We start from the raw sequence: 25,581 nt of genomic DNA, 5'->3' as shown, positions 1-25,581 counted from the left end.
TAATATGAATAAATGGAGGTAATAATATGGCTAAGTACAGAAAGAAACCGATAGTTATTGATGCTGAAGTTTTTAAATCTGGATTAGAAGATGGATTTGATACCATAGAAATTATTGAAAGTGAAGGACAAGATTTAAATTTAGATGAGTTGGAATATTTTGATACAGATTATGGTAAGAAATATCCGTATATTAGAACATTAGAAGGAAAACATTATATACACAAAGGTAGTTATATAATAACAGGAGTTAATGGAGAGAGGTATCCATGTAAGCCTGATATATTTGAGAAAACTTATGAACCAGCGAATAAAGAGGTTATTGAAACTGCTAAAGCTGTAATTGATACAATTAACAAAATGCAAAGACAGACATTAGCTTGTAGTAGTGTGTTAAGTATTTAAGTCTTAGGAAACTAAGGCTTTTTATTTTGCCTGTAATCGTCTTGTGGAAGCTTTCTTGTACAAGGGGATATAAATACTAACTAAGTTAAATAATTTTGTGTCACAAGGCTCATAAAGAGGTTTGTGGGATAAGGAGGATATATGTTAAAGAAAGATTTATTAAAACTAATTGAAAAAGCTACTGATGATCAAGATATTGATGAATTAGTAAAAGATAGTGATTTAGCTAAGTCACTAAAAGAAAGTGGACTTACCTTAGAGGCCTTTAAGGAAAAAATGAAAAATGATAAAGACTTTAAAGCTTATATGGAGAGTGAAAATGATAAATATCACAATAAAGCTTTAAAGACTTGGAAGGAGAATAATTTAGAGAAGGAGCTTGAGCCTTTTATTAAGGAAAAGTATCCTGATATAGTTACTGATCCTATGGCTAAGAAATTAGCTGATTTAGAGAAGCAACTAGCTGATGAAAAAGCAGCTAATGCAAGAAAAGATCTTTTAGCTGAAGCTATGAAATATGCAAAGGATAAGAAGCTGCCAGCTAGTGTAGTTGAGAAATGCTTAGGTGAAGATTTTGATAAGACTAAGGAAGTCATAGACTCTATAGCTGAAGATTGGTCAAAAGGACTTGAGGCAATAGTTACTGAAAAAATGAAACAGTCTAGTTATGTACCTGGTAATGGATCAGATGGAAAACCAATTAGTATTGGGGCTTCTATTGCAGCTCAAAACAATTCAAGATCAAGTGCTCCAAGTAATCCTTGGGGTGATAAATAAGGAGGATGATAAAGTGAATATTACTGAATTTCAAATGAATAAAGAAGTAATAGCTAGAGGTAGCGACGGAAGTGAAATAAAAGGGGTTTTAAAAGGAATTAATGAGAATAACGATGGTGAAGTAATTGTTACAATTGAACACTTATGGCCTTGTATATCAAAATTTAATATTGATAAAGTTTATTGTGAAAGTGAGGAGTAGAATATGTATTTTAAAAGATCAAATTATGAAAATGATATGGAGATTTTAGTTACTGAAAAGAATTTAGTTACTTTTTCAGGAACTGTATTAGCTTCAAATGTTACTCAAGCTGATGAGAATGGGAGAAAGTATGTAAAAGCTGGTTCTTTCATTGATGTTACAGGTGTAGTTATAAAACCAAGTGGATCAAGTTTCGAAGGTAATCCTATAGGGATTCTTTATAAAACAGTAGATGTAACAAACGGAGATGCGCCAGCTTCAATAATAGTTGAAGGTTACTTGAGAGAAGATAGAGTATTCGATGGTTTTGACGAAGGTGCTAAAACTGCTGCTAAAGCAAAAGTACCAAATATAAAATTTAGATAGGAAGGTGAATAATAAATGCCAAGATTAGAAGAAGTTTTTAATACAAATGAATTAGTTAATTATTTTAAAGAAAGAAAAGTTACTCCAATGTTAGGGGAATCACTTTTCCCAGAGCGTAAAATTCAAGACATTGAATTTGACATGATCTTAGGAACAGGGGGACTTCCTGTAAGTGCAGAAGTGCATGCTTTTGATACAGAAACTCAGTTAGCTTCAAGAGAAGCAATTGAAAAAGGTGTTGCAAGCCTAGCTCTTATTAAGAGAAAGATTAAAATTGCAGAAAAAGAAATTATTAAGATAAATAATCCAAGAACAGACTCAGAATTAGCTTTTGTCTTATCTTTACTTTACAATGATGCTGAAAAAATGACAGATTCAGTTAGGGTTAGAGTTGAAGCTATGAGAATGGAGTTATTATCTACAGGTAAAATTGCTATTAATGAAAACAAGATTAAAGTAACTATGGATTATAAAGTTCCAAATGGAAACAAAAAGGTATTTACATGGCAAGCACCTGAAAGTGATACTCCATTAGATGATTTAGCAGCATTAGCTGATGCAGTTGAAACTGAAAGTGGTTCAAGACCAACAAGAGCACTAACTTCTAGAAAAGTTGTTAAAACTATTTGCAATTGTGTAAGTGTAAGAAAAGCTATTTATGGAGTTAATTCAGACAAGATTGTTACTTTAGCTGCATTAAATGAACTATTAGCACAAATAGATTTACCTCAAATAGTAATTTATGAAGGAAAATACAAGAAAGAAAGTACTAAAGGATATACGACTGCTAGATATTTCCCTGAAAATGTAATATCTATGTTTGGAGATGAAACATTAGGGGAGACTATTTATGGGTTAACAGCTGAAGAGGTTAAACTTATTGGTGATGGAAAGATGGAAGAAGCTTCTATGTTAGATAATAAGATTTTCGTTGGAACTTATACATCTATAGATCCAGTTGGAGAATTTACTAAAGCTGTTGCTACTGCATTACCAACATTACCTCATGGAGAAGAATTAGGAATAGGAACTATCACTTTACCCTAATCAAGCCCTAGAGACATCTAGGGTAGGAAAAGCCAAAGTTGGTAAGGCAAAAGTAGGAAAGGAGTAATGAAGGATGGCAGCATATGAAAAGCAAACATGGGTTGATGGTGAAACAATAACAAAAGCAAAATTAGATCATATAGAAGAAGGGATTGCAAACATAGAACTTACTCCTGGACCTATTGGACCAAAAGGAGAAAGAGGAGAAACCGGACCTGCAGGAGCAGCTGGACAAAAAGGCGAAAAAGGGGATCCGGGACCAGCTGGTCCCAAAGGAGCAGATGCAGTAATTAATAAATTAAATAAAGTAGATGCGTTAGATGGTGGGGCAGAAGTTGCAGTAGTAGTAACAGCATTTAATAATTTAATTGCAGATCTAAAAGCAAAAGGATTTATGAATGAAGCATAGAGAGAGAGTACTTAGTTACTCTCTTTTACTTTCTATTAAGGAGGGGTTAAATGTACTCTAATGAGGATATTGCAATAGAAAAGATTAAAGGCTATTTAAATGTTACTGGTAATCATAAGTGGACTAAAGAATATGTTTTATCCAATTATGGAATAGCTGTTCAACTCTTAGTTGAAAAAGCTGAAAGTTATAAAGTAATGCCAGGAGTGAAATCATTTAGTGAGGGTGGTCAAAGCATGACTTTCTCTGATGAAGGAAAATGGACCATAACTGATGATATTAAAGACTTATTACCAGCTCCATTTGTTAAGTTAATGGGGTGATATTATGGGGGTATTATTTAAGAATGCTGATATCACTCTTTATAATAAGTATTATGATAAAGAAAATGATGTTGATAGGTATCAAAGAGTTGTTATAAGGGAAGTTAATTGGCAAGGTAAAAGGAATGCTACTGTTGGCGATAAAGGATTAAATCGTGATGATAGCATTATTATTTTTATTGATAAAATACCAGGATATATTAGTCCTAAAAGATTTGCTAAGTTAACCAATGAAGAAAGACCTAATTATTTTACTTTTGGAGTTAATGACATAATTGTTAAAGGTGAAATTGATTTTGAAATTACAGGACTTAAACCTAACTCAATAACTGACTTGGAAAATAATTTTGATGATGTTGTTAATATTCTTGGTGTTCAGGAATGGTCAGGTCATTGGGAGGTTGAGTGTAAGTAATGGCTACAACTGTAAGAATTGAAATGGATAAAACAGAAAAAATATTACTTAAGAGGTATCTTAATAAGAATGGAAAAGCTCAAGTTAGATTTACTAAGGAATGCTACAAAATTATGAATCCTTATACACCTTTCTTAACTGGTAGATTGAAGGATATGATGGTTCAAGTTAATCCTACTAATATTGAGTATAACGCTCCATATGCAGCTGAACAATTTTATAAGAATGCCGGAAATGGTAAACAAGGTACTAGCTTTGGAGGCTTAAGAGGTAAGAGATGGGATAAAAGAGCTTGGGCCGATAAAGGGAATAGTGTAGTTAAAACAATAGCTGATTTTGTAGGAGGTAGAGCTAAGTGATTATAGATAGTATTAGAAAATTTATAAGAACATGCCCTTATCTGCAGGAATTTAATGGAGCAGTAAAAGTAAATGTTGATTATCTTGGTGAGGAATCAACTATGTACAGTATTGAAGAAACTCCATGTGATCCAATAATAAAAAAATATGTAGATGGATCTAGCATAAGAAAGTTTGAGTTTATATTTTGTAGTAGGGAGTCATATGGACCTGATGTATTGCAAAATATAAGTAATTGTGGTTTTTATGAAGATTTTGCAAATTGGATAGAAGAAGAAAATATAAAAGGCAATTTACCTGATTTAAATGATAAAGAGTGTAGAACAATAGAGTGTTTAACTACTGGTTATGCATTTCAAACAGATGTTGATAAAGCTAGATATCAAATTCAAATGAGAATTACTTATTTTCAAAAAGGAGGAAGATAGAATGGGAATTAGAAAGAGAAGTATACAAGCTAATTATTTAAAAGTAAATGATATGTTTGAACTTTTAGGAACTGGTTTTACTGAACTTAATGAAAGTCCAAGTGCTCAAACTACTTCAAAGAGATATATAAATCAAGTAAGTGCTACTCAAAGTATTACTGGTTATGAGTGGTCAATATCATTTAATACAGATCAAATAGCTTCTGATAAAGCAATTGAGTATATAAGAAATATTGGAGAAATGTTATTAACTGGTGCTGATACAGAAACAGAGTATATAATAGTTGATTTAGATAAGAAGGCATCTGAAGAAAATAAATTTAGAGCTAGAAAATTTAAAGTTGCTATTGCTGTAGATAGCTTTGATGATAATGATGGGGAATTAGGAATTTCAGGTACTTTTTTAGGACAAAGTGATCCAATTGAAGGGACTTTTGATACTTCTACAAAGACATTTGAAGAAGGATTTACTAAGAAGGTTGTTGATGTAGCGTATTCTAATACTGGTTCTGTAACTGAAATTTCTGTGTCAGGAATAACATTTAATGATAGTGAAGATAAATTTAAAGGAGTACCTTTTGATTTGGAAAAATTCACATTTAAAGATAATGGAGCTTTAAAGACTGCTACATTAGGAAGTAGTTGGACTATAAAATAGAAATGGAGGAACGTTAAATGATAATTAACGGAGTTGAATTAGAGGATTTAGATGTATATGATCTTGAAGTTGCTGAAAAGTTTGATGAAGTGTTGAATAATTTACAACTTGTAAAAGAAGAAGTTCAAGGGATGAATAACGTTGAAGGTATAAGAACATTATGTACAGCTATATTCGAAGTATTTAATACTATGTTTGGAGAAGGAACAGATAAAAAAGTTTTTGGAAATAAAGTTAATCTGATGGTTTGTATAAAGGCTTTAGAGGAATTTGTTCTAAAAATGAATGAGCAAAAGAAAGAACTTGACAGGCTAATGAATAAATACTCCCCTAATAGAGCTACTAGAAGAAGTAAGAAATAATGAATATTTTGGTCGACTTAGTTCCAACTACAGTTAACATTGATAATAAGGAGTACGAGATTAATAGTGATTTTCGTACTTCTATTTTATTTGAATTATTAATGCAAGATGGAATTATAGATGAAGATGATAAAATTCTTATGGCATTACAACTTTATTATCCAGATATACCTGAAAATATTAAAGAAGCTATAGAACAAATGCTGTGGTTTTATAGATGTGGTAAAGATGTATCTTCATCAAAAGGAAATGGTAAAAGTAAGGGCGTTACTCAAATTTACAGCTTTGAATATGATGATGATTATATTTATAGTGCTTTCTTAGATCAATATGGAGTAGATTTGCAAGATATAGAGTATTTGCATTGGTGGAAGTTTAAAGCTATGTTCAAGTCCCTTAAAGATGATAATATGATAGTTAAGATTATGGGATATAGAAGCATGGATTTATCTAAAGTTAAGGATAAAGAACAAAAGGCTTATTATAAGCGGATGCAGAAGTTATATGAAATACCAATTTCTAAGGATGAGCAGAATAAACTTGATGATATAACTATAGCTTTATTAAGCAGCGAGGATTTAAGTAAAGTGTTGTAAATATTCTAATTATCTTAAATTAAAATTAGTGCTTTTATAGATAACGAGGTGATGAGAATTAAAGATATAAGATGTGCAAATTGCAATCAGCTACTCTTAAAAGCTGATTTTGTTAAAGGTGAAATTAAATGCCCTAGATGCAAAAAGATAATTAAATTAGAAGATCCAAAAGACAGAGCTTAGAGCCACACCATAGAGTAGTGAGCCAATGCCTGCTTTTTTTATTTTATAAAGAAAGTAGGTGAACAACTTGGCTGATGGAAAAATAATTATTGATACTACGGTTGATAATTCAGGTGCAGAAAAAGATATAAAAAGTCTTAGTAGAAAAATTGGTAGTATGGCTAAAACTAGTGCAACAGCAGTAGCTGGGATGGTTGCTGCTGCTACAACTGCAGTAGCAACTTTGGCCGGTTTGTCGGTAAAACAATATGCTGAATATGAACAATTGACTGGTGGGGTTGAAACATTATTTAAGAACAGTAGCGATAAAGTAATGGAGTATGCAAATAATGCATATAAGGCAGCAGGAATGTCTGCAAACGAGTATATGAATACTATTACAGGATTTGCAGCTTCATTATTACAAGGACTTGGTGGAGACACTGAAAAAGCTGCTAAAATAGGTAATATGGCTGTTGAGGACATGGCTGATAATGCTAATAAAATGGGGACAGCAATTGAAAATATTCAAAATGCATATCAGGGATTTGCAAAGCAAAATTATACCATGTTAGATAACCTTAAACTAGGTTTTGGAGGAACTAAAGAAGAAATGCAGAGGTTACTCCAAGAAGCTAGTAAAATTAGCGGTATTAAGTATGATATTAGTAATTTTAGCGACATAATAGAAGCCATTCATGTTATACAAAATGAAATGGGTATAACTGGAACTACAGCGAAAGAAGCTGCTTCTACGATTGAAGGTAGTTTGAGCATGACTAAATCAGCTTGGAATAATTTATTAACTGGTATGGCTGATGATAATGCTGATTTTGATAAGCTAGTAGATAATTTAGTTAATAGTGTGGGGACTTTAGGGGAAAATTTATTGCCAAGAATAGAAATTGCTATAAATGGTATTGGAAAATTAATTGATAAATTACTTCCATCAATTATTAATAAAATACCGGAATTAATAAGTTCTATATTACCTGGAATGGTACAAGCGGGAATTAATGTAACTTCTTCACTTGTAAATGGTATTGTTGAGTCATTACCAATGCTCTTAGAGATAGGGTTACAAGCCTTGACAACATTAGGGAAAGGTTTAGCAAAGAATTTACCTACCTTAATACCAACTATAGTTAACTTAATGGTTTCAATGTGTGACATGATAATTGAAAATTTACCTTTGATATTAGATGTAGCAATAGATATTATACTAGCTTTAGTACAAGGATTAGTTAGTGCTTTGCCTACGTTAATTGCAGAGGTTCCTAGGATAATAAATAGTTTTGCAAATGCTATATACAATGCGTTACCTCAAATACTTATGGCAGGTGTTCAAATTATAGGAATGCTTATTAAAGGATTGATTCAATCTATACCAACACTAGTTGCTAATATTCCACAAATAATAATGGCTATAGTAAATGTATTTACCTTAATGAATTGGGCTAGTATTGGTAAGAATTTAATAACTGGTATTGGTAATGGAATTAAATCTATGGTATCTAATATAGGTACAGTTGCTAAGTTTACGGCTGAAAGTGTTGTAAATGGAATAAAAGGGATATTTACCTCAGGAGGAAGTATTGGTAGGAACTTAATAAGTTGGGTTACTAATGGTATAAGTAGTTCAGTAGGGAATTTGGTACAAGCTGCAAAAAATGTTGCAATAAGTGCAATTCAAGGATTAAAGAATATTCTTAGTTGGGATAACGCAGCTAGTATAGGTAAGAATCTTATACAAGGTCTCTGGAATGGTATTTCTAATATGGGTGGCTGGATAATGGATAAAATAGGAGGCTTTGCTAGTAATATAATTGGAGGAATTAAAGATTTCTTTGGGATACATTCACCTTCTCGTGTAATGAGAGATTTGATAGGTACTAACATAGTAAAAGGTATTGGTGTAGGTATTGATATAGAGACTCCTAATTTAGAAAAAGATATTGATGCAAACATGAAGGATTTATTTGCTAAAATGAAAGGCACAGTAGATTATGAAACTGCTAGAACTACAGCTAGAGTAGTCGCAGAGAATAATGTTAATGTAGAAAATACTAATAGTGCTAGTAAAAATTATAATCCAAGTTTTAATATTATAGCTAAAGTTTCTGTACCATTAGATAGTGAAGTCATTGCAGAGGTAACAACTCCAATGGTTATAGAAAATATAAGTGAGGATCAGAATAGTTATAGTGTATCAAGGGGAGGAAATTAGATGGCGGAATTTATTGTATTCAATAATAAGAATAGTTATAAAGATTTTAAAATTAAGTTACTAAATGAAGTTATAATTCCTTTCCCTAATAAACGTATGAATCCTATAAGTATAGATGGTGCTGATGGTGATTTGTATGAAGATTTAGGTGGTTATGACGATATAGTTATTCCGGTAAATTTAGATATTCTAGATGAGAAAATAATAAAAAACAGATATAGAAGTATTAAAAGATGGCTCAATCAGATAGAGGATAATAAATTAATGTTTTCTACTGACTTGGGTTATTTTTATAAGGTCAAAAAAGTTGAAGTACCTAATAATTTTAAGACTGTATTTAATGGATTAGGTGAAGCCAATATAAATTTTATATGTGATCCATACACTTATGATATAGATGGTGTACATGAAATTTCCTTACCTCCAACATTATGTAATTATGGAGACGTATCTAAACCTATTTACCGTATAAAAGGTGAAGGTATGCTTAATCTATATGTTAATGATAATCTAATTAAATTAAATATAGGACAAGAGATAATAATTGATACAGATCTAGAACTCATTTATAGAGAAGGATCTATTGAGAATAATAGAAAAACTGGTAAGTGGGAAGATTTATATCTTAAGCCTGGGGAAAATAAATTTAATTGGAATGGTAATTTTTCTATTACAGTTATTCCAAACTGGAGGTGTTTGTAATGTCTATAGAGTTTTATAGTCCAGAGAACAATGACTTTGAATCTGATGGTAACGTCACATTAAGTCCTAATAAAGCATTATTTAAAATTAAGCTAAATGGAATTTGTGAAATAGAGTTATCACATCCATGTGATAAAGAAGGTAGATGGAAGTTTATAAAAAATGATGGAATTATTAAAGCTCCAACTCCTTATTCTACTGGTCAGTTATTTCATGTTTATAGTATTAAAAAGAATATGGTAGGTGGCTTAAATATAAAGGCCAGGCATATATTCTTTGATTTAAATAAAAGTCTTATTTTAGATAATAGAGCTGAGAATAAAACATGTCAAGAAGCATTAGATATAATACTTAATGGAACAAAATTTAGTGGTAAATCTAATATAAAAAAATTAGCAACAGCATATTTTGTAAAAATGAATAGAGTTGCTGCTATTAATGGAAATGCTGATAATACACTTATTTCTAGGTGGGGTGGCGAGATATTCTTAGACAATTATAATATAACTGTAAATGATCATATCGGTGGTGATTATGGGGCTTATATAAACTATGGCAATAATATGCTAGAGCTAGGTTTAGAAGATAATGAGGATAATGTAATAACAAGAGGTTATCCTGTAGCCTTTAATGGAAGAATGCTTCCGGAAAAATACATAGATAGCCCACTAATAAATAAGTACAGAGAAATTAAAGAGGATTTTGTAGAAATGTCCGATTTAAAGCTAAAAGAAGATTCTAGTGATGGTGAAGGATTTGATACAGTTGAAGAATTATATAAATCAATGAGAATTAGAATGAAAGAGTTGTATGATGGTGGACTTGACAAGCCAACTGTAACAGGTACTACAAAAGTTGCTCCTTTAGAGAACACTACTAAATATAAGTATGTCAAAGGATTAGTTAATATTGGACTAGGTGATACAATATCAATATATCATGAGAAGTTAGACATTGATTTTGCATCAAGGTGTGTAGGATATACCTGGAACATACTAACAAGGAAATATGAGTCTGTAGATGTGGGAGCATTTAAAGAAAATTTTTTTAATAAGCAGAGTGATGTTAGAAGTAAAGTAGAAAGTATTTTAAATGGTGATGGTAGCGTAAAAGCAAATGAAATACAAGGATTTTTAGATGCTACAAAAGCTAAATTGAAAGCTCAAAAAGAGATAGGACAATTACAAGATGTAAGAGCATTTATATGGGAAGACTTAGATCCTAATTCACCTACATATGGCTGTATGATTGGAGGAAGTGCTGGAATACAAATTAGTCAACAGAGGACTCCAGACGGAAAGGATTGGGATTTTACAAGTGCATTTACAGCAGAGGGTATAATAGCTGATAAGATTGTCGGAAGATTATTTTCTTCTAAGAATGGAATGACAAAAATATGGATGGAAACTGGTACATTTGAAAGTGAATTACCTGATGGTAGTAAAATAGTTATAAGTCCAGAAGAAGGCTTTTATAATAAGTTTGGTGATAGTAAAAGACAATACCATCACTTACAATATAGTGGTTATGTTACTTTGCCTGCGTTACCTCCTAATACAGGTGGTTTAACAGGAGTTATAGTTCAGTTACCAGCTGAATTTGAAGGTAAAACCGTAAGCGTTTCTACTAATGTTAGAGAAGTTAGATTATATCATGAAGGTGAAAATAGCAATTGGGCTGTAAGAGAATTTTACTGCCAAGGTGAACAAAGAAAAGATAATAAAATAGTGGTAAGAGGTTCTTTAAATTTTGTCTCTGTTCTAGAAGATAAAATAGCATATGCAAATGAAAATTTAGTAATAAGTTATACAGTAATAGCATAGGAGGGGTATTAATGCCTAATATAGAAGAGATGCGAAGTAAAATGACTTTATTTTATAGTAAACAGAGTAAAGAGATAAAATGCGTAGCAACTGGCATACAAGATATGGATTACTTTGGAGAAGATAAAATCGACTTTAAAATAATATATGATTATTTAGTTATAGATAAGGATGAGTATATATTTAATAATATACATTTATTTAAGGTTGAAGATGGTAGAGCAGTTCTTAAGGTAATTCCTGAAACTATAGATTACATATAATATGTAGGGAGGTAATCATGAAGTTTCTAAGAAAAATTAATTTAGAGATTAATAAAGATCTATACGATCCTATAAAAGTTAAACAAAATGATACAGCAAGGTACTTATTATTTAATTTATTAGATAATAGAGTACCTTTTTCATTGGAAAATAAAACAGTAAGGGTATATGGAGTTAAACCAGATGGAACAAAAGTATTTAATAATCTAACTATAGTTAACGCACAAGGTGGCTTGGTAGAGTTGCAACTTACTTCACAGATGTTAGCCAAAAGTGGATGGCTTAAATTAGAGTTAGTAATCTATGAAGCTACGGATATATTATCGACTATTAAATTTGATATAGATGTAATAGCATCTTTAAGAGATGATGCAGCTATAGAAAGTACAAACGAATTTTCTGCTTTAACTTTAGCATTGAAAAGTGTACAAGAGTGGGAGAAATACTTTGAAGAAGAAAGCGGAAAAATTGAGGAAAAATATACAGAAAGACTAAATAATATTGAAATATCTTTAGGAGAAAAATCTAACATAATTGTTTGTGAAGAGATTCCATCAGTAAAGAAGGAAAATACATTTTATTTTAAAGTTACTGAGAAGCAGAGTGCAATTGGTGGAAATCAGAACATAAAAGTATCACCTAATATGGGGATAAAAATAGTTTAAGAAAGGAAGATGAAAAGTGGCTGGGTTAAGAAAAGTAAGAGTTCAATTATTAAATGAAAGTACAGGTGCTGTTGAAGAAGAGGTAAATGTTTTAACATCTGCAGAGTGCGTTACTTTTGCTGATGGCGAAACATTTGAACAAAAGTTAGCAGCAGGTAAATTAACAGGACCTAAAGGAGCAACTGGGGCTCAAGGGCCACAAGGAATACAAGGTCCTAAAGGCGAAACAGGAGAGAGAGGTGCAACTGGAGCAGCTGGTGAAGCAGGAGCAAAAGGTGTTTCAATGAGATTATTAGGTGAATGGTCAAATTCTACTGCTTATGTAAATAATTCAGCGTATATAGATATTGTTACATATAGTGGTAATACTTATGCTTGTAAAACTTCTAATACAGGTCAAACTCCTACAAATACAACTTACTGGACTTTAATAGCACAAAAAGGAGCAACTGGAGCACAAGGTACTCAAGGTCCCAAAGGAGATACTGGTGCAGCTGGGCCACAAGGAGCAACAGGGCCTAAGGGGGCAACAGGCTCTCAGGGACCTAAGGGAGATAAAGGAGATCCAGGAGATACAGTAAAGGTTGGAACAAGTTTAAGTAATGCTACACAGAAGAAACTTTTCTTTAAAATAGTTTAAGGTGGTGGAGAATATGGCTGTAAATAAAATAGAAATACAAGATGAAAACGGAGATATATATTATCCACATACTGATTCAAGTGTTGTTTTTAATAAGAGAGGAAGTTCAGTTAATAATGAATTATCTGATATAAATTCCAAACTAACACATACACAAACTGAAGACCTTCTTGTAAAGCAAAGGATATTAAACTCCTATCTAAATAAAGGCGGTTTGAAATTAACTAATGTTAATGATCCAAGTAAAAATTCATATGATGGATATTGGATAGATAATGGAGTTTTAAAGGTAGGTGCTAGTGATAAGACAAGAGTAAAGACTCCTATAATTAAAATAACCAAAGCTATGGATGTAACTTTTGATTTTCCTGGTTATGAGTGGTGTTCTGCTAAGTGTTCAGATGCTTCAGGTAATGGGGCTTCTTGGGATAAATTATATGCTGGTGGGCCTACACATCATTTTGAACCTGGTTATCAAGCTCTGTTATTTAAACATAATACAGGCAGAGAACTATCTGAAGCTGAAAAGAGCAGATTAGTTTTAAGTTTCTATGATGAAATTTATTCTAGTACTACTACTGCTATGGTAAACAAATTGAATGCTAACACGAATGGATATGACCTAATATTCCCTTTTATTACGGATATACATCATTTTCCTACAGATGACTTAAAATGGAGTGGGAATGTTAAGAATAACAATATAGATCATTTACAAGGGTTAATAGAGTTAAGTAATAAATTCCCTATAGACTTCTCTGTAATAGGTGGAGATATGAGTTATGATTGGACTACTATGTCTATATTTAAGCCACTTATTCAAGATGTATCAAATAGGGCACAAAGGGCTAATTCTCCTGTCTATTTCTTAGCTGGTAACCACGACTTTGGTGATGCATATAACTATAAGAAAACTGGAAAAGATGCAGTATTATCTCCAGCGCAACTTAATATTTTGCTTGGAAGAGCAGTAAGTAATACTATGTATTACTATAAAGATTTTCCTCAACAGAAGGTTAGACTAATATTCTTAAACACTGATGATAATTACATATTGTTATCAGATGGAACAACTAAATATCCTAGAGTACCAAATGGAAATGATGATGAAACAATTCATGTGGTAGGAAACGAACAGGGTAAATGGTTGAGTGAAGCTTTAAGAACGCCAGATGAAGGGTGGGCTATAATATTTATGTCTCATGTACCTTTAAGAGCTCAAACTCAAAATAGCCAAGCTATTGCAGATTTAATAAATGCAAGAAAAAATAAAACATCAAAGACTTTTACTAAAACTAACTCAAATACAGACTTCTCTTGGGAGTTTAAAGTTGATTATTCAAAGGAATATGATGTAGATATAGTTGGATGGATAAGTGGTCATACTCATTCGGATGCTATCAATAACTTTAACAATATTAAAGTTATAACAGTAACACAAGCAATGGGAGATAACACAGGATTAGGTAGGGAGAATATAGATCCAACCAAAACTACATTTGATGTATTTTGCTTAGATAGGGCTAATAGAAAGCTTGACATAAAAAGGTTTGGAAATGTTGGAACTGACAGGAGTATAACCTATTAGAAAAAAGAATTATTACTGAAATTTATAGCTATCAAATATATTTGTAACCTTGTAAATACGGAGGAATGGAGTCTATGAGGAAAATAACTTGAGTTCAGGCATACTTAAATTTAAGTATATATAGTATTTGCTAAGAATAACTATTTTTAGATAAAAAATACCAACAAATAAAATAAAAGTTGTTTAATATGCAAAATTTGATATTTTTTTCTGTTTGATTTAAAATATATAGTGTGAAATTATAAAAAATAATTGCTGCAATTTAAGAGATTTAAATAGATATATATGTACTAATGAAACATTAAATTCACAGAAGTAATTAAAAATACGGAGGGATATTGTGAAGGTATTGGAAATTGTATCAAAAACAAATTATTTAAATGGATTAATACATAGAATATCTTATAAATATTCTATAACAAAAAATGTTGGGTATAATAATATTGAAAATTCTCTTAAAGAAATTATGCAGGAATTAGAGAGCTGTGAGCTAACAGAGACCAGGAAGATAAATGATATACTCAGTAAGATGAGTGAGTTGCGTTTGAAATTGAAGTTAATAGATCGTGAGGAAAGATTAAGCAAGATTCAGTAAAATGTATTTAATCAAATTTTAATAAAAAGTGATTAAGTAATTGAATAAAAGATTTAAAAGAGATTAGAAGAAATTCTAGTCTCTTTTTTATACAAAAAAATTAGAAGAGAGGTGGTAATAATGTATGGAAAATGACTTGTTTAAAGTTATATTAAATCAAGGAGCATGGGCAGTTCTTTTTGTATGGCTACTAATAGACACCAGAAAAGAGAGTAAGGTTAGAGAGGAAAAATTGCAGATGGTTATCAATAAGAATCAAGAAGTAATTTCAGAGCTAGCTGAAAAATTTAATGTAGTTGAAGACATCAAAGAAGATGTTGAAGAAATAAAATCAAATTTAAGAGGAGAGATGTAAAATGGAATTTACAAACTTTATAATGGAGAATGCTTTAGTCTTAATACCTGCACTATATGTTATAGGGTTCATTTTAAAGAAAACAGAGAGTGTTGTAGATAAGTATATACCAGTAATCTTATTACCTATAGGTGTAGCTGGAGCAGTTGCAGTAATGGGGCTTAGTGCAGAATCTGTTATTCAAGGTATATTGGTAGTTGGTGCCACAGTATTAACAAACCAAGTAGTAAAACAATCTAGTAAAGTAGAGTAGTCAAATAGGCTACTCTTTTACTTTACCTATTATAAGGAGGAAAAAAGATGCTTACAATCAATAAAGAATTTTTAAAATCCTATAAGTGCTATAAGGGAAAAAATAATCCTAAATATATAGTTAACCATGAAACAGATAACTATAGTGAAGGAGCAGGAGCAAGAAATCATGCTAAAGCTCAATTTAATGGGAATTTAGGAAATGCTTCTGTTCATTTTTATGTAGATGATAAAGAAATCTATCAATGTTTAGAGTTAAGTGATGGTCCATGGTCCGTAGGAGATGCAAATTACGGAGTAATTACAAATTGGAATAATATCAGCATAGAAATATGTGTTAATCCTGATTCAGATTACAATACAGCTAGAAAGAATGCAGCTGAATTAAATAGGTACTTATTAGACAAATATGGCTGGGGAATGGACAGAGTAAAAAGGCATTATGATGCTACTTATAAGACATGCCCCAGAAAGATGATTCAAAACCCCAATCTATGGAAAGAGTTCATACAGTGGATTAATACTGGTGATACTTCTATAGAGGTAGATCATAACAAACCTATTTATGTTGCAACTATAGAACAATCTAAAAACTTTATAGGAAATAGAGCAAAAGATGTACAAGCTAAACTTATAAGTCTAGGGTATGATCTAGGAAGCTGGGGTGCTAATGGTATATGGGGTGAGTATAGTTATAATGCTTTACTTAAGTTCCAAAAAGATAATGGATTAAATCCAGATGGGTATTGTGGACCTGCAACAACAGCCAAGCTAAATGAACTATGTGAAAATAAGGGGGAGTCAAGATTGTTAAAGGTAATGAAGAATAAGGTTGTTAAACTAGGTATTGAAGGAAATCACGTTAGGATGCTTCAATCTAGCTTAACAATGCTAGGTTATAATGTAAATGGAATAGATGGTCATTGTGGTAATGGATGTGTAGCTGCTATTAAAGCATATCAAAGAGATAATGGATTATCTGTAGATGGTTCTTGCGGGCCAGCAACTTGGACTAGTATTTTAACTAAATAATTGGTTATAATAAAAAACGCTATACTTACAAAATAAGAAAACAATAAAGAGCGATTAATCTTACTTGTGGGGTGGATTAATCGCTCTTTATATTTATATATAGGTTCAGGAGTATTAATTTAATTAAAACTAATACTGGTTTATTATATCAATTACAAAATAGCATAAAAATGGAAGATAGTCAATAAATTTACTCTAACTATGACGAAATAGGGTGTTATATCTATCTAAATAATAGGTTATAATATATAATAGTTCTGTACTATACTTATAGATAAAAGCCAGTAGATAGGGATAAAACCTTGTTTGCTGGCTTTTTATTTATAATATAATTGGTATTAAAAATAAAACTATAGCAGTAATTAATAGCTGTATAGACAAATCTATCTTAATAAAACTCTCTTTCATATAATTGGTCTATTTTACATTGTTGACAAATAAATCCAGTGAAATATAATAAAAATAAGATGTATCGAAAGGGGGATATATATGAAGAGAAAATTAAGTATGTTATTAAGTGGATTTTTGGTATTGATACTAGTTGGATGTGGTGGTTCAAAAAAATATGAACCTAATTTAGCTGAGATGGGAATGGTTAATGCTGATGAAAAGTATACAAACCAATATGGAGTGAGAGATAATTTAAATATAAAGGGAGTAACAAAAAAAGAAGATATCATTGAGGTTAAAACAGAAAGTCCTATTGAAAATGTTATTTATGCTAATAAAGAGCATTTATCTGTATCAATAATTGATGAAGAAGGGAAAGAATACTCTGATTTATCAGTTGTTGTTACAAATAATGAAGGAAATGCAATTCTATATATAGAAGGAAATGATATAAACAAAGGAAAGTATTTGAGAGTAATGCCGTACAAGACTAAAGATGGGAACTTTGCTGAATATGAAATTAAGTGATAGATTAGACTAGGATATAATTATTATCCTAGTCTTTTGTTTTAGAATTAAATAACAAAATATAGTGATCTTGAATAACGTATAATAAGTAGGATGCCTCTTAAAATTATATATTAAATTTATAGAATCCTAGAAAGCTAGTAAGTAAGATAGAACTTATTTACTAGCTTTTTAATAATGTAATAAATATATAAATAAATAAAAAGGACTAGATTAACACTAAGATTAAACTAGTCCTTTTTATTGTGTTTTAAATAACGAAATGTATATCTAGGAGCTCTCACTAATAGTATTGTTATTGTTTCAAGAAGAAAAAGAGCGACCAATCAATAAGGGGGACTAATCACTCTTTTTTCTTTTTGTAGTTATTAATACTACGGTGAGATTTAACAGTAATATATAATATCAAGGGAATAAAATCAATAAAACTGTTTAATTTATAATAAAAATTTAATAATTATATTTATTTGAATACTTGGTTATACTTATTAATAGCATTGTACTATACTTATAAAAAGGTAGCAGTTGAGGAATCAATCCTTATCTGCTACCTTTTTTTATTTTACAAAAATATTTTATAAAAATCTGAAATAATTATTATCATAGAAGAAATCCAAAAAGTTATTTCTACTATTTTTTTATTTTTACCATCTAATTTGCCTAGTAATAGCAACGAAGTTAAGAATATTATATGAATAAAACCTCTTAATATAAATTCTATATTTACTAAGTATATAGAATAAAGCGTTATACTTATTGCCAATCCTAATAGAATATAAATAATGAGTTTATAAATTTTATTCATAATAATCACCTCTATTGTGCCACGTAATAAAAATCTTTTTTCACTATAAATATTTATGTGATTTTTACTATTATATGAAAGATATCTTTATTAATTACTTTGTTTAATTTTACCATTTTATTTTAAGGAATTCAATTAATTGGCTATAATTAATAATATTACAGTACTAATAAAGGCAGTAGGTAGGGAGTTATCCTTATCTGCTGCCTTTTTTATTATGTATTGCCTGTAATAATATAAGATGTTTTGTCGAATGTATTGAAGAAAATGTAGACAAGCATTAATATAAAAGAAAAAAGAACTCGAAACGACTACCAATCTACCGAGTTCTAAAAGTATAATATATTTCATTGAATGTATTTTTATTATAGCATATATTCTTTGGAATATAAAGTTTATTAGGAGGAGTATATGTTTAAATTAAAATTAGTAAGAGAAGAGTTGGAAAAAGCCAAAAAAAATACACAAGTTGCTTTAAGTTGTGTTTTTATTTTGGAGGATTTTAGTCTAAGAAAAGTATTGATAGAAAATTCATTGAGAGAAGAAATGAAGGAAAATATTATAAAGAAATTTATATATTTAACTAATAATAAAGAGATGACTGAATATGATCCTATTGTAAAGTTAGATGATTTAATTGATAATATTGATATAGAAGAAGTACCGAAATTAAAAGAAATTAAAAGTTCATTAGATAATATAGACAGTATACAATTAGTTAACAATTTTAAAGAAATAGAAAATAGTAGAGCATATGTAATTATAATGACTAATGTAGATGATAATAAGAGATATTTCTTTTTTAAAAAAATATTTTCTAGTCTTTATTTAAAAAGTAAATTAAAAGTTTTGTTTAATGAAGGACGATTAAAGCAAATAAAAGAGGATATAATTTCTATAGATGATAAATTTGATTGTGTTATGTATGAAAATTATATGGCTATATTTACTCAATTATATTTTGAACAAATATTTAATTATCAGGATGAATATACTAAAAAATGTAACGAAAATATTAATAAAATAAGGCAGCTAAATATAATAAAAAATATTGAAGATATAGAAAAAGAATCAGAGAAAGTAACAATTAAAAAGAAGTTGGCAAAAATAAAGGATTCTGATATCAACTGGTTTAAAGATAAGGTTAATAATTCACTTAATGATATTCAAAATATAATAAGTAGTGTTGGGTTAGATATGAAGATTGAAAATGGGGAAATAATTTCAAATGATACCTCTGAACTAATACATTTAATTCAAGATGATTATTTGAAATCTAACTTATCAGGAGATGACTACGTTACTGACAAAAAAACTAAGATTAAAAAATGCTAAAATAATAGAGTGAATAGTTATAATATTTGGAGGTGGTATGATGAGTATAATAAGTAAAATATTTATGTTTTTATCATCATATTCACCTCTTTATATTTTTATCATCACATTAAATTATAGAATTAATGATATAATAATATCTATTAGTAAAATAATTAGTTTTAAGATTAATGAAATCGGGAAAAATGATATAATATTATATATATTAATATTATTGATATTTTTATCTAATATAATATTGTTTTTTTTGATTAGTGTTTCCAATAAATATACTGAACCTGTTAATATAGTAAGTATTGAAAATTGTAATGATAAGGTATTGGATTATATTTTGGCATATATAGTTTCATTTATAACTACAGATTTCGCACAATTAACCAATAGTGATTACAAAATCCTAATTACATCAATATTAATTCAATTGCTATTAGGATATTTGTATTGCAAAGGAAATATGTTTTATATAAATCCAATGTTAAGTTTCTTCGGGTATAATATTTATTTGATTAAAACGTGTGATGGTAATGCTATTATTTTAAGTAAAAATGAAAAAAAGTTAGAAAACTTGACAAAAGAGTTGCTTGAAAAAGATAAGTTGAAAAAAGTCTATATAACAAAGATACTGAATTTTTTCTCAGAAGGAATATATATACTTAAATAAAAAGAGACTAGATTAACCATAAGGTTGACCTAGTCCATTTTTGTTTATGAAAAAAATGTAGACAATTCCTCCACTAGGGAAGTATGTATTTCATCAATAGTATGCAAAATCAATAGTGATTGTATAGGGGGAATTTTACAATGAATATAACAAAATATATTGCTCTTGAATAACATATAATAATTAGGGTACCTCCTGAAATTATATTAATTTTAAATTTGTAGAGTCCCAGAAAGCTAGTAGGTAGATTAATTTCTACTTACTAGGTATTTTTTTATTAAAAAAATGTTAAAAATATATAAAAAGTATTGACCAAGGTTTACATTCATATAATAATTTTTATAAAAAATTAAAAAAAGCAACAAAGCTTTTAGTTTTTGTAACAATAATAGTTAATCTTTTTAGTAAAGTAGGAGGGTTAAAATGAGGAAAACAAGTGAAGCACAAAGGAATGCAGATAAAAGATGGAGAGAAAAAAATAGAGATCACGCTAATTACTTAAAGAATAGAACTAGTGCAAGATGTTTTATAAGGAATAAAGCTACATTAGAAGATATAGAAGAATTAAAAGTTTTAATGGAAGAGAGAGCAGAAGCGTTAAAAAGGGGAAATAATAAATTATGTTAAAGACTAGGATAAATTAAATCCTAGTCTTAAATTTTGCCGCATAAGCTTAATTGTTAACTTTATTTATTTGTAGCAAAAGACCAAAAGTTATTTATGGTCTAATTTTTTTATTAATATATATTTATCTTTTGGTAGTTGATATTTAAAAACTTTCCATCTATATATAGAGGAATGATGACATTTTAATATAGCAGAGAGTTTTTCAATTCCATAAGTATTAATTAATAAATTTATATTTCTTTCTTGATTTAATATGTATGACAAATAATCATCACATATAATATCTTTATCTAATACAGATATAAGTTTAAGTAAAGTTTCTCGAGTAATATTATCTCTATATCCAGCTTCTAATTCATTAATAGTTGATCGACTTAATCCTGTTAATTTAACCAATTCTTTTTGAGTTATTCCAGCTACTAATTTAGCTTTTTTTATTCTATCTGATAAGGTATCTATTGGCATGTCATCGTATAGTAAATTATTAATATTCATCGCAATTTGGAATGACGAGCTTCGGTATGTCCAACAAAAAGGCCACTTTTTTCTCCAGCGCAGAATAAATTATCCACTCCTTGAACCTTCATGTCATTAGTTCTAGGAGCAACAGATAGATATCTCATTGAGTTACCTTTACTTCCTGCATATGGATCAACATACTTAGCATGTTCTAGTCCTGGTATCTTTCTTAATTTTTCTAAAGGATAATAGGTTGTCATTAATTTAGCATGTCCAGTATCTAAAAGTACTACATTTTCAGCGAATTCTTTTAAGGCGTATTGTTGGCAAACCTTTGTATCTAATTTACCATAGTTAACATCTTCAGTAGGAACCTTTAAAACAACAACACCTTTTTCATTTAATTCTTTGTTAATTTCATCAGAAAGACTTTCTTTTGCTAATTTACAAGAACCTGACATAGCACCTAAAGCATCTTCAGCTCTTTCTCCTTGTATATCAGGAACACCACATCTTTCACTTATTGAAATTCTAGGTCCAAATGAAGGGCATCTTAAAATACACATTGAACATCCATTTCCGTATCTTAAGCAGTTTCCCATAGGGCCTGTAGTTCCTGTTGTTTCAATAAAAATATCCCCGTCCACAAAGCTATCATCAGCTAAGTATAAACCTTTTATCTTATGTCCATCAAATTCAACATCTCTAACTCTTTTCTCCATGTGAATTGTTATTCCTAAAGATTTGATATGATCTCTTACAGCACCTTCAATTCTATTGACGTCATAAAGGTTGGCATGTTTATGCCCTGGAAAATCTATGCCCTTGTGTCTTGAGTTTGCATCAGTAATATTAATTAAATCTCCGCCACCTAAAGCAATAAGTTCTTCAGATGCAGTATACCTTCCGTTGTTTCTCATTATGCCGCCAACATTTCCAAGTCCAAGTAATAAATCTGTTTTTTCATATATATGAACTTCTGCTCCTGCTTTTTTTGCACTAATAGCAGCTGCACATCCTGCCCAGCCACCGCCAATAATGATAATCTTCATATAAACCTTCTCCCCTCAAAAATATTTCTTGGATCTGATTGTAATTTACAGAACCTCTTAACTCTATGTCCTGAAAATCTAGCAGTACAAGCACCACAGATTCCTTCACCACAACACATCTTAAAATTATTACAGCATGAAAGTGTAATATCAGCTCTATCAAGTTCATCTAAATATTCGATAACTGAATAAGTTAAAATATCTGCACCAGCTAAGTGAATATGACTTATATTCTTATCTTGAATAGATTGAGAAATGATAAATTTACCTTCATCTGATAATTTACCTTTGTTAAGTAAGTTGGTTTCCTTAGGAAAGATATTAAACTTATCTAAATATTCACTAGCAAAAATATCCTTGAAAGGAGCTTTATCAATAAAGACATCAACTTCATTATTTGAGGTTACAAGCTTTCTTATGACAGGCATCATTGGAGCCATTCCAATACCCCTTGCTAAAACTAAGCAATTTTGTTCTTTCTGTTTTAAAATATTATCTAAACCAAAAACTCCATTCCAATAAGGTCCTCTAATTACTATTTCTTGTCCAACTTTTGTTTCTTTTATTTTCTTTGTTTTAATTCCTCTGACTTCAATTACAATTGTAATAATATCTGTTTCTACATTGGATTCCATAATGGATATTGGAACATCGAAGAAGTTGTTCTCATCTGTCCTAATAAAAATATAGCTACCAGGTTTAACTAGATCTATTGCTAGTTTATGAGGTGCTATAAATTTAATCATAATTACTCCTTCGTCGATTTCTTCTGCAAATGTCACTTCACAATTGTATGTTTTTCTTCCTTCTTTAGCCTTCATTCCATTATTAAAAAGTTCTTGATAAACACAGACACCTTTCCAATTTACACAGTCACAAAAGCATTCGCCTTGAAGTTGTGAACACATAATACATTCCCCTGACTCTGCCAGATGACAAGGGCAATATTCAGTGCCACAATCTATACAGTCCATTCTTTCTTTTATCATTAAGCACTCCTTTTATAAAGAAAATTACTTCTTATACTAAGGTATTTTCTGTGGAATATTTTGTGACACTGTTAATGTTTAATTCATAAAAGTAGAACAAAGTTAATTTTATTAAGTGATTATGTTTTTAATGGAAGAGGGTAGAAGGGGAAGGACTTTGGAATTTTAATGAAGTTAATATAATGAAGTTGTATTTGATAATAATAAAATAGAAGTAGATAGTTGCAAGACTATGAATCGTATTGAAACTGAAAGTTATATATTATCATCTATAAGTATAGTTGGAAAATTTATAGATGATAACGTAGTATCGGAAAATGTTACAATTGAATTAAACAATGGTGATAAGTTAGAAATTAACTATGGGAAGTTAGTAAATGAACCACTTGAATTTAATAGCCTTAATGATGGTAAGGAAGAATTAGATTTACCAAATTCAATAGTAACATCAAAAGGCGATAATTCAACCTACGGTATTGTAAATTTATCAGAATATGAAATTATAGCAGAAGAATTATTTGTTAATGATAAATTTTTTACTATGAATAGTAATTTTTCTAAAATAAAAGTCAAGCCTTCTTCAGAAGAAGATTTAAGTACAATATGGGCATTAAGTGTTGAGCCTTTAGATAAAGAATTTGTTAATTATTATTATAAACCTATATTAAAGTATAGCATTAATGGAGAAAATAAATATTTCTCACCACCTATAGGAACTAAACAAGGATTATATTTTATGGATATATCAGATAATATTTTAGAAGAAGCTGTATCTAATTAATAAGTTATAAGTGGTCTTATAAATACAGAGAAGCCCACCCGTTTTACGGGTGGGTCTAATTATTTAACAAGTAGTTCATTTATACAAAGAGCAGAAGCAGCTAAAGCACCAGTGTAATTATAATAGTTCTTAAGTATAACATCTTTATTATTCTGTAATCCTAGTAAATTTAATTCTTTATCTAAGTATTCTTTTAATAAATTTGATAATAAAGGTTCTTTAAATAACTCTCCATGAATAATAATTTTATTTGAATCAATCATCATATATAAATTATTAAGTGTAATTGCAAGATATTTAATTGCAGAATGAAGTATATGTATTATACCTTCATCACCTAATAGATAAGCTTTTAATATAGTGTCTATTGTTATCTTATCTTTTTCACTAACCAATTGTCTCAGATATGTACTTTCTGAGTTGTCAAAAATAATCTGAGCTTTTTTTATTATCCAAGCTTCACTTGCATAAGTTTGAAGACAGCCTCTCTTACCACATTCACATAGTTCTCCATCAGGATGAACAACTATATGTCCGATTTCTCCAACAAGATAATTATTTTTAGCATATAGTTCACCATTATACATGTATGAACAAAACATTCCTCTACCTACATGGAAAAATATAAAATTATCATCATTACCATTATTGAATAGTAATCTTTCTGCTAAAGTCATGCATTTAACGTTGTTTTCAAAAAATATTGGTAGTTGAATATTATCTAGTAAGATTTTAATATTAAAGTTTTTCCAAAATGGATTATTAGTAATAATGGATTTACTTTCATCGTTGAAGTGACCTGGAATTGCTATTCCAATCCCTTTTGGGCTATATTCTGTGCAAGATTCTATGAATTCTTGTAGTTTATTAATATAAAAATATTCGCTTAAAGTGTTGTTTAAATCATAGTGGCTTAATACAAAGGAATTTTCTTTGATAATTTTACCAGTATTGTCTGTTAGACAGAAAGATATATATTTTTGAGATAATTCACTTCCTATATAAAAACTATGATTAGGAGAAATGTCTAGTAGTATTTTTTTTCTCCCAGATTTACTCTGTTCAGGAATAGCTTCTCCAATTTCGTGAATAAGCTTTTGATTGATCATTTCTCCAGTAATTTCGCTAACAGTTGCAGGAGTTATGTTAGTTTCTTTTGAAATATCTATTCTAGATATAGGTCCTTTAGAATAAATTTTATCTAAAATTTTAAATCTTATGTTTCTTTGTGTTTTAGTAATTTTCATAATTGACTTCCTTTCAATATTAATATTTCTATTAATATAAGTATATATTAATTATAA

Annotated in this window: 32 protein-coding genes and 2 pseudogenes; 30 read left to right on the top strand and 4 right to left on the bottom strand. The window is 29.6% G+C overall.

Going from position 1 to position 25,581, the window contains the following annotated elements; all coding sequences use genetic code 11:
• Nucleotides 1-26: 26 nt before the first annotated feature.
• The 29 genes and pseudogenes from I4V16_RS00260 to I4V16_RS00120 all read left to right on the top strand — a co-directional run bounded on the left by I4V16_RS00260 (nt 27) and on the right by I4V16_RS00120 (nt 20,996).
• Nucleotides 27-404 carry a PGDYG domain-containing protein gene (locus tag I4V16_RS00260; protein WP_243275730.1) on the top strand — a complete coding sequence of 126 codons (378 nt, stop codon included), beginning with the start codon at nt 27-29 and terminating at the stop codon, nt 402-404.
• 141 nt (nt 405-545) lie between these two features.
• Complete coding sequence (locus I4V16_RS00255) at nt 546-1,181, top strand: DUF4355 domain-containing protein (RefSeq protein WP_195572418.1); 636 nt, start codon at nt 546-548, stop codon at nt 1,179-1,181.
• A 13-nt stretch (nt 1,182-1,194) separates the two neighbouring features.
• A complete protein-coding gene (locus I4V16_RS00250) occupies nt 1,195-1,383 on the top strand; it encodes a hypothetical protein (protein WP_111919295.1) in 189 nt (62 codons plus the stop codon).
• A gap of 3 nt (nt 1,384-1,386) precedes the next feature.
• A complete protein-coding gene (locus tag I4V16_RS00245; RefSeq protein WP_195572420.1) occupies nt 1,387-1,749 on the top strand; it encodes a hypothetical protein in 363 nt (120 codons plus the stop codon).
• 15 nt (nt 1,750-1,764) lie between these two features.
• Nucleotides 1,765-2,796 carry a major capsid protein gene (locus I4V16_RS00240; RefSeq protein WP_195572422.1) on the top strand — a complete coding sequence of 344 codons (1,032 nt, stop codon included), beginning with the start codon at nt 1,765-1,767 and terminating at the stop codon, nt 2,794-2,796.
• Between the two features lie 73 nt (nt 2,797-2,869).
• Nucleotides 2,870-3,205, top strand: coding sequence for a collagen-like protein (locus I4V16_RS17565; protein ID WP_195572424.1), 336 nt, complete (start codon nt 2,870-2,872; stop codon nt 3,203-3,205).
• Between the two features lie 50 nt (nt 3,206-3,255).
• The gene (locus tag I4V16_RS00230; RefSeq protein ID WP_195572426.1) at nt 3,256-3,528 is read left to right on the top strand and encodes a hypothetical protein; all 273 of its coding nucleotides are present in this window, start codon (nt 3,256-3,258) and stop codon (nt 3,526-3,528) included.
• Between the two features lie 4 nt (nt 3,529-3,532).
• Nucleotides 3,533-3,943, top strand: coding sequence for a DUF6751 family protein (locus I4V16_RS00225; RefSeq protein ID WP_195572428.1), 411 nt, complete (start codon nt 3,533-3,535; stop codon nt 3,941-3,943).
• On the top strand, nt 3,943-4,302 hold the full coding sequence (locus I4V16_RS00220) for a minor capsid protein (protein WP_027640110.1): 360 nt from the start codon (nt 3,943-3,945) through the stop codon (nt 4,300-4,302). Before I4V16_RS00225 ends, I4V16_RS00220 begins: the two co-directional genes overlap by 1 nt.
• The gene (locus tag I4V16_RS00215) at nt 4,299-4,730 is read left to right on the top strand and encodes a chloramphenicol resistance protein (protein ID WP_195572430.1); all 432 of its coding nucleotides are present in this window, start codon (nt 4,299-4,301) and stop codon (nt 4,728-4,730) included. The genes I4V16_RS00220 and I4V16_RS00215 overlap by 4 nt, the downstream gene beginning before the upstream one ends.
• A 1-nt stretch (nt 4,731) precedes the next feature.
• Nucleotides 4,732-5,208, top strand: a pseudogene (locus I4V16_RS00210) (hypothetical protein); the annotation flags it as partial.
• A 197-nt stretch (nt 5,209-5,405) separates the two neighbouring features.
• Nucleotides 5,406-5,750: a DUF6673 family protein gene (locus I4V16_RS00205; protein ID WP_195572432.1), complete on the top strand. Its 345-nt coding sequence runs from the start codon at nt 5,406-5,408 to the stop codon at nt 5,748-5,750.
• Entirely contained in the window at nt 5,750-6,346 is a 597-nt protein-coding gene (locus I4V16_RS00200; protein WP_195572434.1) for a bacteriophage Gp15 family protein, read from the top strand. The genes I4V16_RS00205 and I4V16_RS00200 overlap by 1 nt, the downstream gene beginning before the upstream one ends.
• A gap of 51 nt (nt 6,347-6,397) precedes the next feature.
• The gene (locus I4V16_RS00195; RefSeq protein ID WP_082422344.1) at nt 6,398-6,529 is read left to right on the top strand and encodes a Com family DNA-binding transcriptional regulator; all 132 of its coding nucleotides are present in this window, start codon (nt 6,398-6,400) and stop codon (nt 6,527-6,529) included.
• Nucleotides 6,530-6,596: 67 nt separating this feature from the next.
• Nucleotides 6,597-8,735, top strand: a complete 2,139-nt coding sequence (locus I4V16_RS00190) for a phage tail protein (RefSeq protein ID WP_195572436.1) — start codon at nt 6,597-6,599, stop codon at nt 8,733-8,735.
• Nucleotides 8,736-9,437, top strand: coding sequence for a distal tail protein Dit (locus I4V16_RS00185; RefSeq protein ID WP_195572437.1), 702 nt, complete (start codon nt 8,736-8,738; stop codon nt 9,435-9,437). It begins immediately after the preceding gene.
• Entirely contained in the window at nt 9,437-11,260 is a 1,824-nt protein-coding gene (locus tag I4V16_RS00180; RefSeq protein WP_195572439.1) for a phage tail spike protein, read from the top strand. Before I4V16_RS00185 ends, I4V16_RS00180 begins: the two co-directional genes overlap by 1 nt.
• Before the next feature lie 11 nt (nt 11,261-11,271).
• The gene (locus I4V16_RS00175) at nt 11,272-11,523 is read left to right on the top strand and encodes a hypothetical protein (protein WP_195572442.1); all 252 of its coding nucleotides are present in this window, start codon (nt 11,272-11,274) and stop codon (nt 11,521-11,523) included.
• Between the two features lie 17 nt (nt 11,524-11,540).
• The gene (locus tag I4V16_RS00170) at nt 11,541-12,188 is read left to right on the top strand and encodes a BppU family phage baseplate upper protein (RefSeq protein WP_195572444.1); all 648 of its coding nucleotides are present in this window, start codon (nt 11,541-11,543) and stop codon (nt 12,186-12,188) included.
• Nucleotides 12,189-12,204: 16 nt separating this feature from the next.
• On the top strand, nt 12,205-12,828 hold the full coding sequence (locus I4V16_RS00165; RefSeq protein WP_195572446.1) for a collagen-like protein: 624 nt from the start codon (nt 12,205-12,207) through the stop codon (nt 12,826-12,828).
• A gap of 13 nt (nt 12,829-12,841) precedes the next feature.
• A complete protein-coding gene (locus I4V16_RS00160; protein WP_195572448.1) occupies nt 12,842-14,416 on the top strand; it encodes a metallophosphoesterase in 1,575 nt (524 codons plus the stop codon).
• A gap of 340 nt (nt 14,417-14,756) precedes the next feature.
• Nucleotides 14,757-15,011 (top strand): hypothetical protein, encoded by a 255-nt coding sequence (locus I4V16_RS00155; RefSeq protein WP_195572450.1) that lies wholly within the window; start codon nt 14,757-14,759, stop codon nt 15,009-15,011.
• A gap of 124 nt (nt 15,012-15,135) precedes the next feature.
• Complete coding sequence (locus I4V16_RS00150; RefSeq protein WP_195572452.1) at nt 15,136-15,366, top strand: BhlA/UviB family holin-like peptide; 231 nt, start codon at nt 15,136-15,138, stop codon at nt 15,364-15,366.
• Nucleotide 15,367: 1 nt separating this feature from the next.
• The gene (locus tag I4V16_RS00145) at nt 15,368-15,619 is read left to right on the top strand and encodes a phage holin family protein (RefSeq protein ID WP_055253826.1); all 252 of its coding nucleotides are present in this window, start codon (nt 15,368-15,370) and stop codon (nt 15,617-15,619) included.
• 47 nt (nt 15,620-15,666) lie between these two features.
• A complete protein-coding gene (locus I4V16_RS00140) occupies nt 15,667-16,650 on the top strand; it encodes an N-acetylmuramoyl-L-alanine amidase (RefSeq protein ID WP_195572454.1) in 984 nt (327 codons plus the stop codon).
• Nucleotides 16,651-17,139: 489 nt separating this feature from the next.
• On the top strand, nt 17,140-17,568 hold the full coding sequence (locus tag I4V16_RS00135; RefSeq protein ID WP_055183904.1) for a hypothetical protein: 429 nt from the start codon (nt 17,140-17,142) through the stop codon (nt 17,566-17,568).
• A 1,216-nt stretch (nt 17,569-18,784) separates the two neighbouring features.
• Nucleotides 18,785-19,708, top strand: a complete 924-nt coding sequence (locus tag I4V16_RS00130; protein ID WP_195572456.1) for a Kiwa anti-phage protein KwaB-like domain-containing protein — start codon at nt 18,785-18,787, stop codon at nt 19,706-19,708.
• Between the two features lie 40 nt (nt 19,709-19,748).
• Nucleotides 19,749-20,369, top strand: a complete 621-nt coding sequence (locus tag I4V16_RS00125; RefSeq protein WP_195572458.1) for a hypothetical protein — start codon at nt 19,749-19,751, stop codon at nt 20,367-20,369.
• A gap of 423 nt (nt 20,370-20,792) precedes the next feature.
• On the top strand, nt 20,793-20,996 hold the full coding sequence (locus I4V16_RS00120; protein ID WP_195572460.1) for a hypothetical protein: 204 nt from the start codon (nt 20,793-20,795) through the stop codon (nt 20,994-20,996).
• 87 nt (nt 20,997-21,083) lie between these two features.
• Here I4V16_RS00120 and I4V16_RS00115 read toward each other — a convergent pair whose 3' ends face one another.
• The 3 genes and pseudogenes from I4V16_RS00115 to I4V16_RS00105 form a co-directional block, all read right to left on the bottom strand.
• Nucleotides 21,084-21,491, bottom strand: coding sequence for a helix-turn-helix domain-containing protein (locus tag I4V16_RS00115; protein WP_195572462.1), 408 nt, complete (start codon nt 21,489-21,491; stop codon nt 21,084-21,086).
• A 17-nt stretch (nt 21,492-21,508) separates the two neighbouring features.
• A pseudogene (locus I4V16_RS17560) lies at nt 21,509-22,507 on the bottom strand (FAD-dependent oxidoreductase); the annotation flags it as partial.
• Nucleotides 22,504-23,496: a sulfide/dihydroorotate dehydrogenase-like FAD/NAD-binding protein gene (locus I4V16_RS00105; RefSeq protein WP_111937212.1), complete on the bottom strand. Its 993-nt coding sequence runs from the start codon at nt 23,494-23,496 to the stop codon at nt 22,504-22,506. The pseudogene I4V16_RS17560 and the gene I4V16_RS00105, both read right to left, overlap by 4 nt.
• Nucleotides 23,497-23,728: 232 nt before the next feature.
• Between I4V16_RS00105 and I4V16_RS00100 the strand changes: the two genes are divergently transcribed.
• Nucleotides 23,729-24,277, top strand: a complete 549-nt coding sequence (locus I4V16_RS00100) for a hypothetical protein (RefSeq protein WP_195631421.1) — start codon at nt 23,729-23,731, stop codon at nt 24,275-24,277.
• A gap of 59 nt (nt 24,278-24,336) precedes the next feature.
• Here the strand turns inward: I4V16_RS00100 and I4V16_RS00095 are convergent, their stop codons facing one another.
• Nucleotides 24,337-25,524 carry an ROK family transcriptional regulator gene (locus I4V16_RS00095; RefSeq protein ID WP_195618524.1) on the bottom strand — a complete coding sequence of 396 codons (1,188 nt, stop codon included), beginning with the start codon at nt 25,522-25,524 and terminating at the stop codon, nt 24,337-24,339.
• Between the last annotated feature and the right edge of the window lie 57 nt (nt 25,525-25,581).

Source organism: Clostridium sp. 1001283B150210_160208_E6, from assembly GCF_015669365.1.
In the GTDB taxonomy this organism is placed as follows: Bacteria; Bacillota; Clostridia; order Clostridiales; family Clostridiaceae; genus Clostridium; species Clostridium paraputrificum.
Note: the sequence above shows the minus strand (reverse complement) of the source record. Positions and strands in the feature narration are given on the sequence as shown.

What these genes read in the sequence shown, in the direction of transcription:
- I4V16_RS00185 (WP_195572437.1), top strand. Translation starts at nt 8,736, where the DNA reads ATGGCGGAATTTATTGTATTCAATAATAAGAATAGTTATAAAGATTTT.
- I4V16_RS00205 (WP_195572432.1), top strand. Translation starts at nt 5,406, where the DNA reads ATGATAATTAACGGAGTTGAATTAGAGGATTTAGATGTATATGATCTT.
- I4V16_RS00230 (WP_195572426.1), top strand. Translation starts at nt 3,256, where the DNA reads ATGTACTCTAATGAGGATATTGCAATAGAAAAGATTAAAGGCTATTTA.
- I4V16_RS00245 (WP_195572420.1), top strand. Translation starts at nt 1,387, where the DNA reads ATGTATTTTAAAAGATCAAATTATGAAAATGATATGGAGATTTTAGTT.
- I4V16_RS00220 (WP_027640110.1), top strand. Translation starts at nt 3,943, where the DNA reads ATGGCTACAACTGTAAGAATTGAAATGGATAAAACAGAAAAAATATTA.
- I4V16_RS00120 (WP_195572460.1), top strand. Translation starts at nt 20,793, where the DNA reads ATGAGGAAAACAAGTGAAGCACAAAGGAATGCAGATAAAAGATGGAGA.
- I4V16_RS00225 (WP_195572428.1), top strand. Translation starts at nt 3,533, where the DNA reads ATGGGGGTATTATTTAAGAATGCTGATATCACTCTTTATAATAAGTAT.
- I4V16_RS00145 (WP_055253826.1), top strand. Translation starts at nt 15,368, where the DNA reads ATGGAATTTACAAACTTTATAATGGAGAATGCTTTAGTCTTAATACCT.
- I4V16_RS00170 (WP_195572444.1), top strand. Translation starts at nt 11,541, where the DNA reads ATGAAGTTTCTAAGAAAAATTAATTTAGAGATTAATAAAGATCTATAC.
- I4V16_RS00140 (WP_195572454.1), top strand. Translation starts at nt 15,667, where the DNA reads ATGCTTACAATCAATAAAGAATTTTTAAAATCCTATAAGTGCTATAAG.
- I4V16_RS00175 (WP_195572442.1), top strand. Translation starts at nt 11,272, where the DNA reads ATGCCTAATATAGAAGAGATGCGAAGTAAAATGACTTTATTTTATAGT.
- I4V16_RS17565 (WP_195572424.1), top strand. Translation starts at nt 2,870, where the DNA reads ATGGCAGCATATGAAAAGCAAACATGGGTTGATGGTGAAACAATAACA.
- I4V16_RS00125 (WP_195572458.1), top strand. Translation starts at nt 19,749, where the DNA reads ATGAGTATAATAAGTAAAATATTTATGTTTTTATCATCATATTCACCT.
- I4V16_RS00150 (WP_195572452.1), top strand. Translation starts at nt 15,136, where the DNA reads ATGGAAAATGACTTGTTTAAAGTTATATTAAATCAAGGAGCATGGGCA.
- I4V16_RS00115 (WP_195572462.1), bottom strand. Translation starts at nt 21,491, where the DNA reads ATGAATATTAATAATTTACTATACGATGACATGCCAATAGATACCTTA.
- I4V16_RS00180 (WP_195572439.1), top strand. Translation starts at nt 9,437, where the DNA reads ATGTCTATAGAGTTTTATAGTCCAGAGAACAATGACTTTGAATCTGAT.
- I4V16_RS00195 (WP_082422344.1), top strand. Translation starts at nt 6,398, where the DNA reads ATGAGAATTAAAGATATAAGATGTGCAAATTGCAATCAGCTACTCTTA.
- I4V16_RS00160 (WP_195572448.1), top strand. Translation starts at nt 12,842, where the DNA reads ATGGCTGTAAATAAAATAGAAATACAAGATGAAAACGGAGATATATAT.
- I4V16_RS00255 (WP_195572418.1), top strand. Translation starts at nt 546, where the DNA reads ATGTTAAAGAAAGATTTATTAAAACTAATTGAAAAAGCTACTGATGAT.
- I4V16_RS00105 (WP_111937212.1), bottom strand. Translation starts at nt 23,496, where the DNA reads ATGATAAAAGAAAGAATGGACTGTATAGATTGTGGCACTGAATATTGC.
- I4V16_RS00130 (WP_195572456.1), top strand. Translation starts at nt 18,785, where the DNA reads ATGTTTAAATTAAAATTAGTAAGAGAAGAGTTGGAAAAAGCCAAAAAA.
- I4V16_RS00095 (WP_195618524.1), bottom strand. Translation starts at nt 25,524, where the DNA reads ATGAAAATTACTAAAACACAAAGAAACATAAGATTTAAAATTTTAGAT.
- I4V16_RS00200 (WP_195572434.1), top strand. Translation starts at nt 5,750, where the DNA reads ATGAATATTTTGGTCGACTTAGTTCCAACTACAGTTAACATTGATAAT.
- I4V16_RS00135 (WP_055183904.1), top strand. Translation starts at nt 17,140, where the DNA reads ATGAAGAGAAAATTAAGTATGTTATTAAGTGGATTTTTGGTATTGATA.
- I4V16_RS00260 (WP_243275730.1), top strand. Translation starts at nt 27, where the DNA reads ATGGCTAAGTACAGAAAGAAACCGATAGTTATTGATGCTGAAGTTTTT.
- I4V16_RS00240 (WP_195572422.1), top strand. Translation starts at nt 1,765, where the DNA reads ATGCCAAGATTAGAAGAAGTTTTTAATACAAATGAATTAGTTAATTAT.
- I4V16_RS00100 (WP_195631421.1), top strand. Translation starts at nt 23,729, where the DNA reads ATGAATCGTATTGAAACTGAAAGTTATATATTATCATCTATAAGTATA.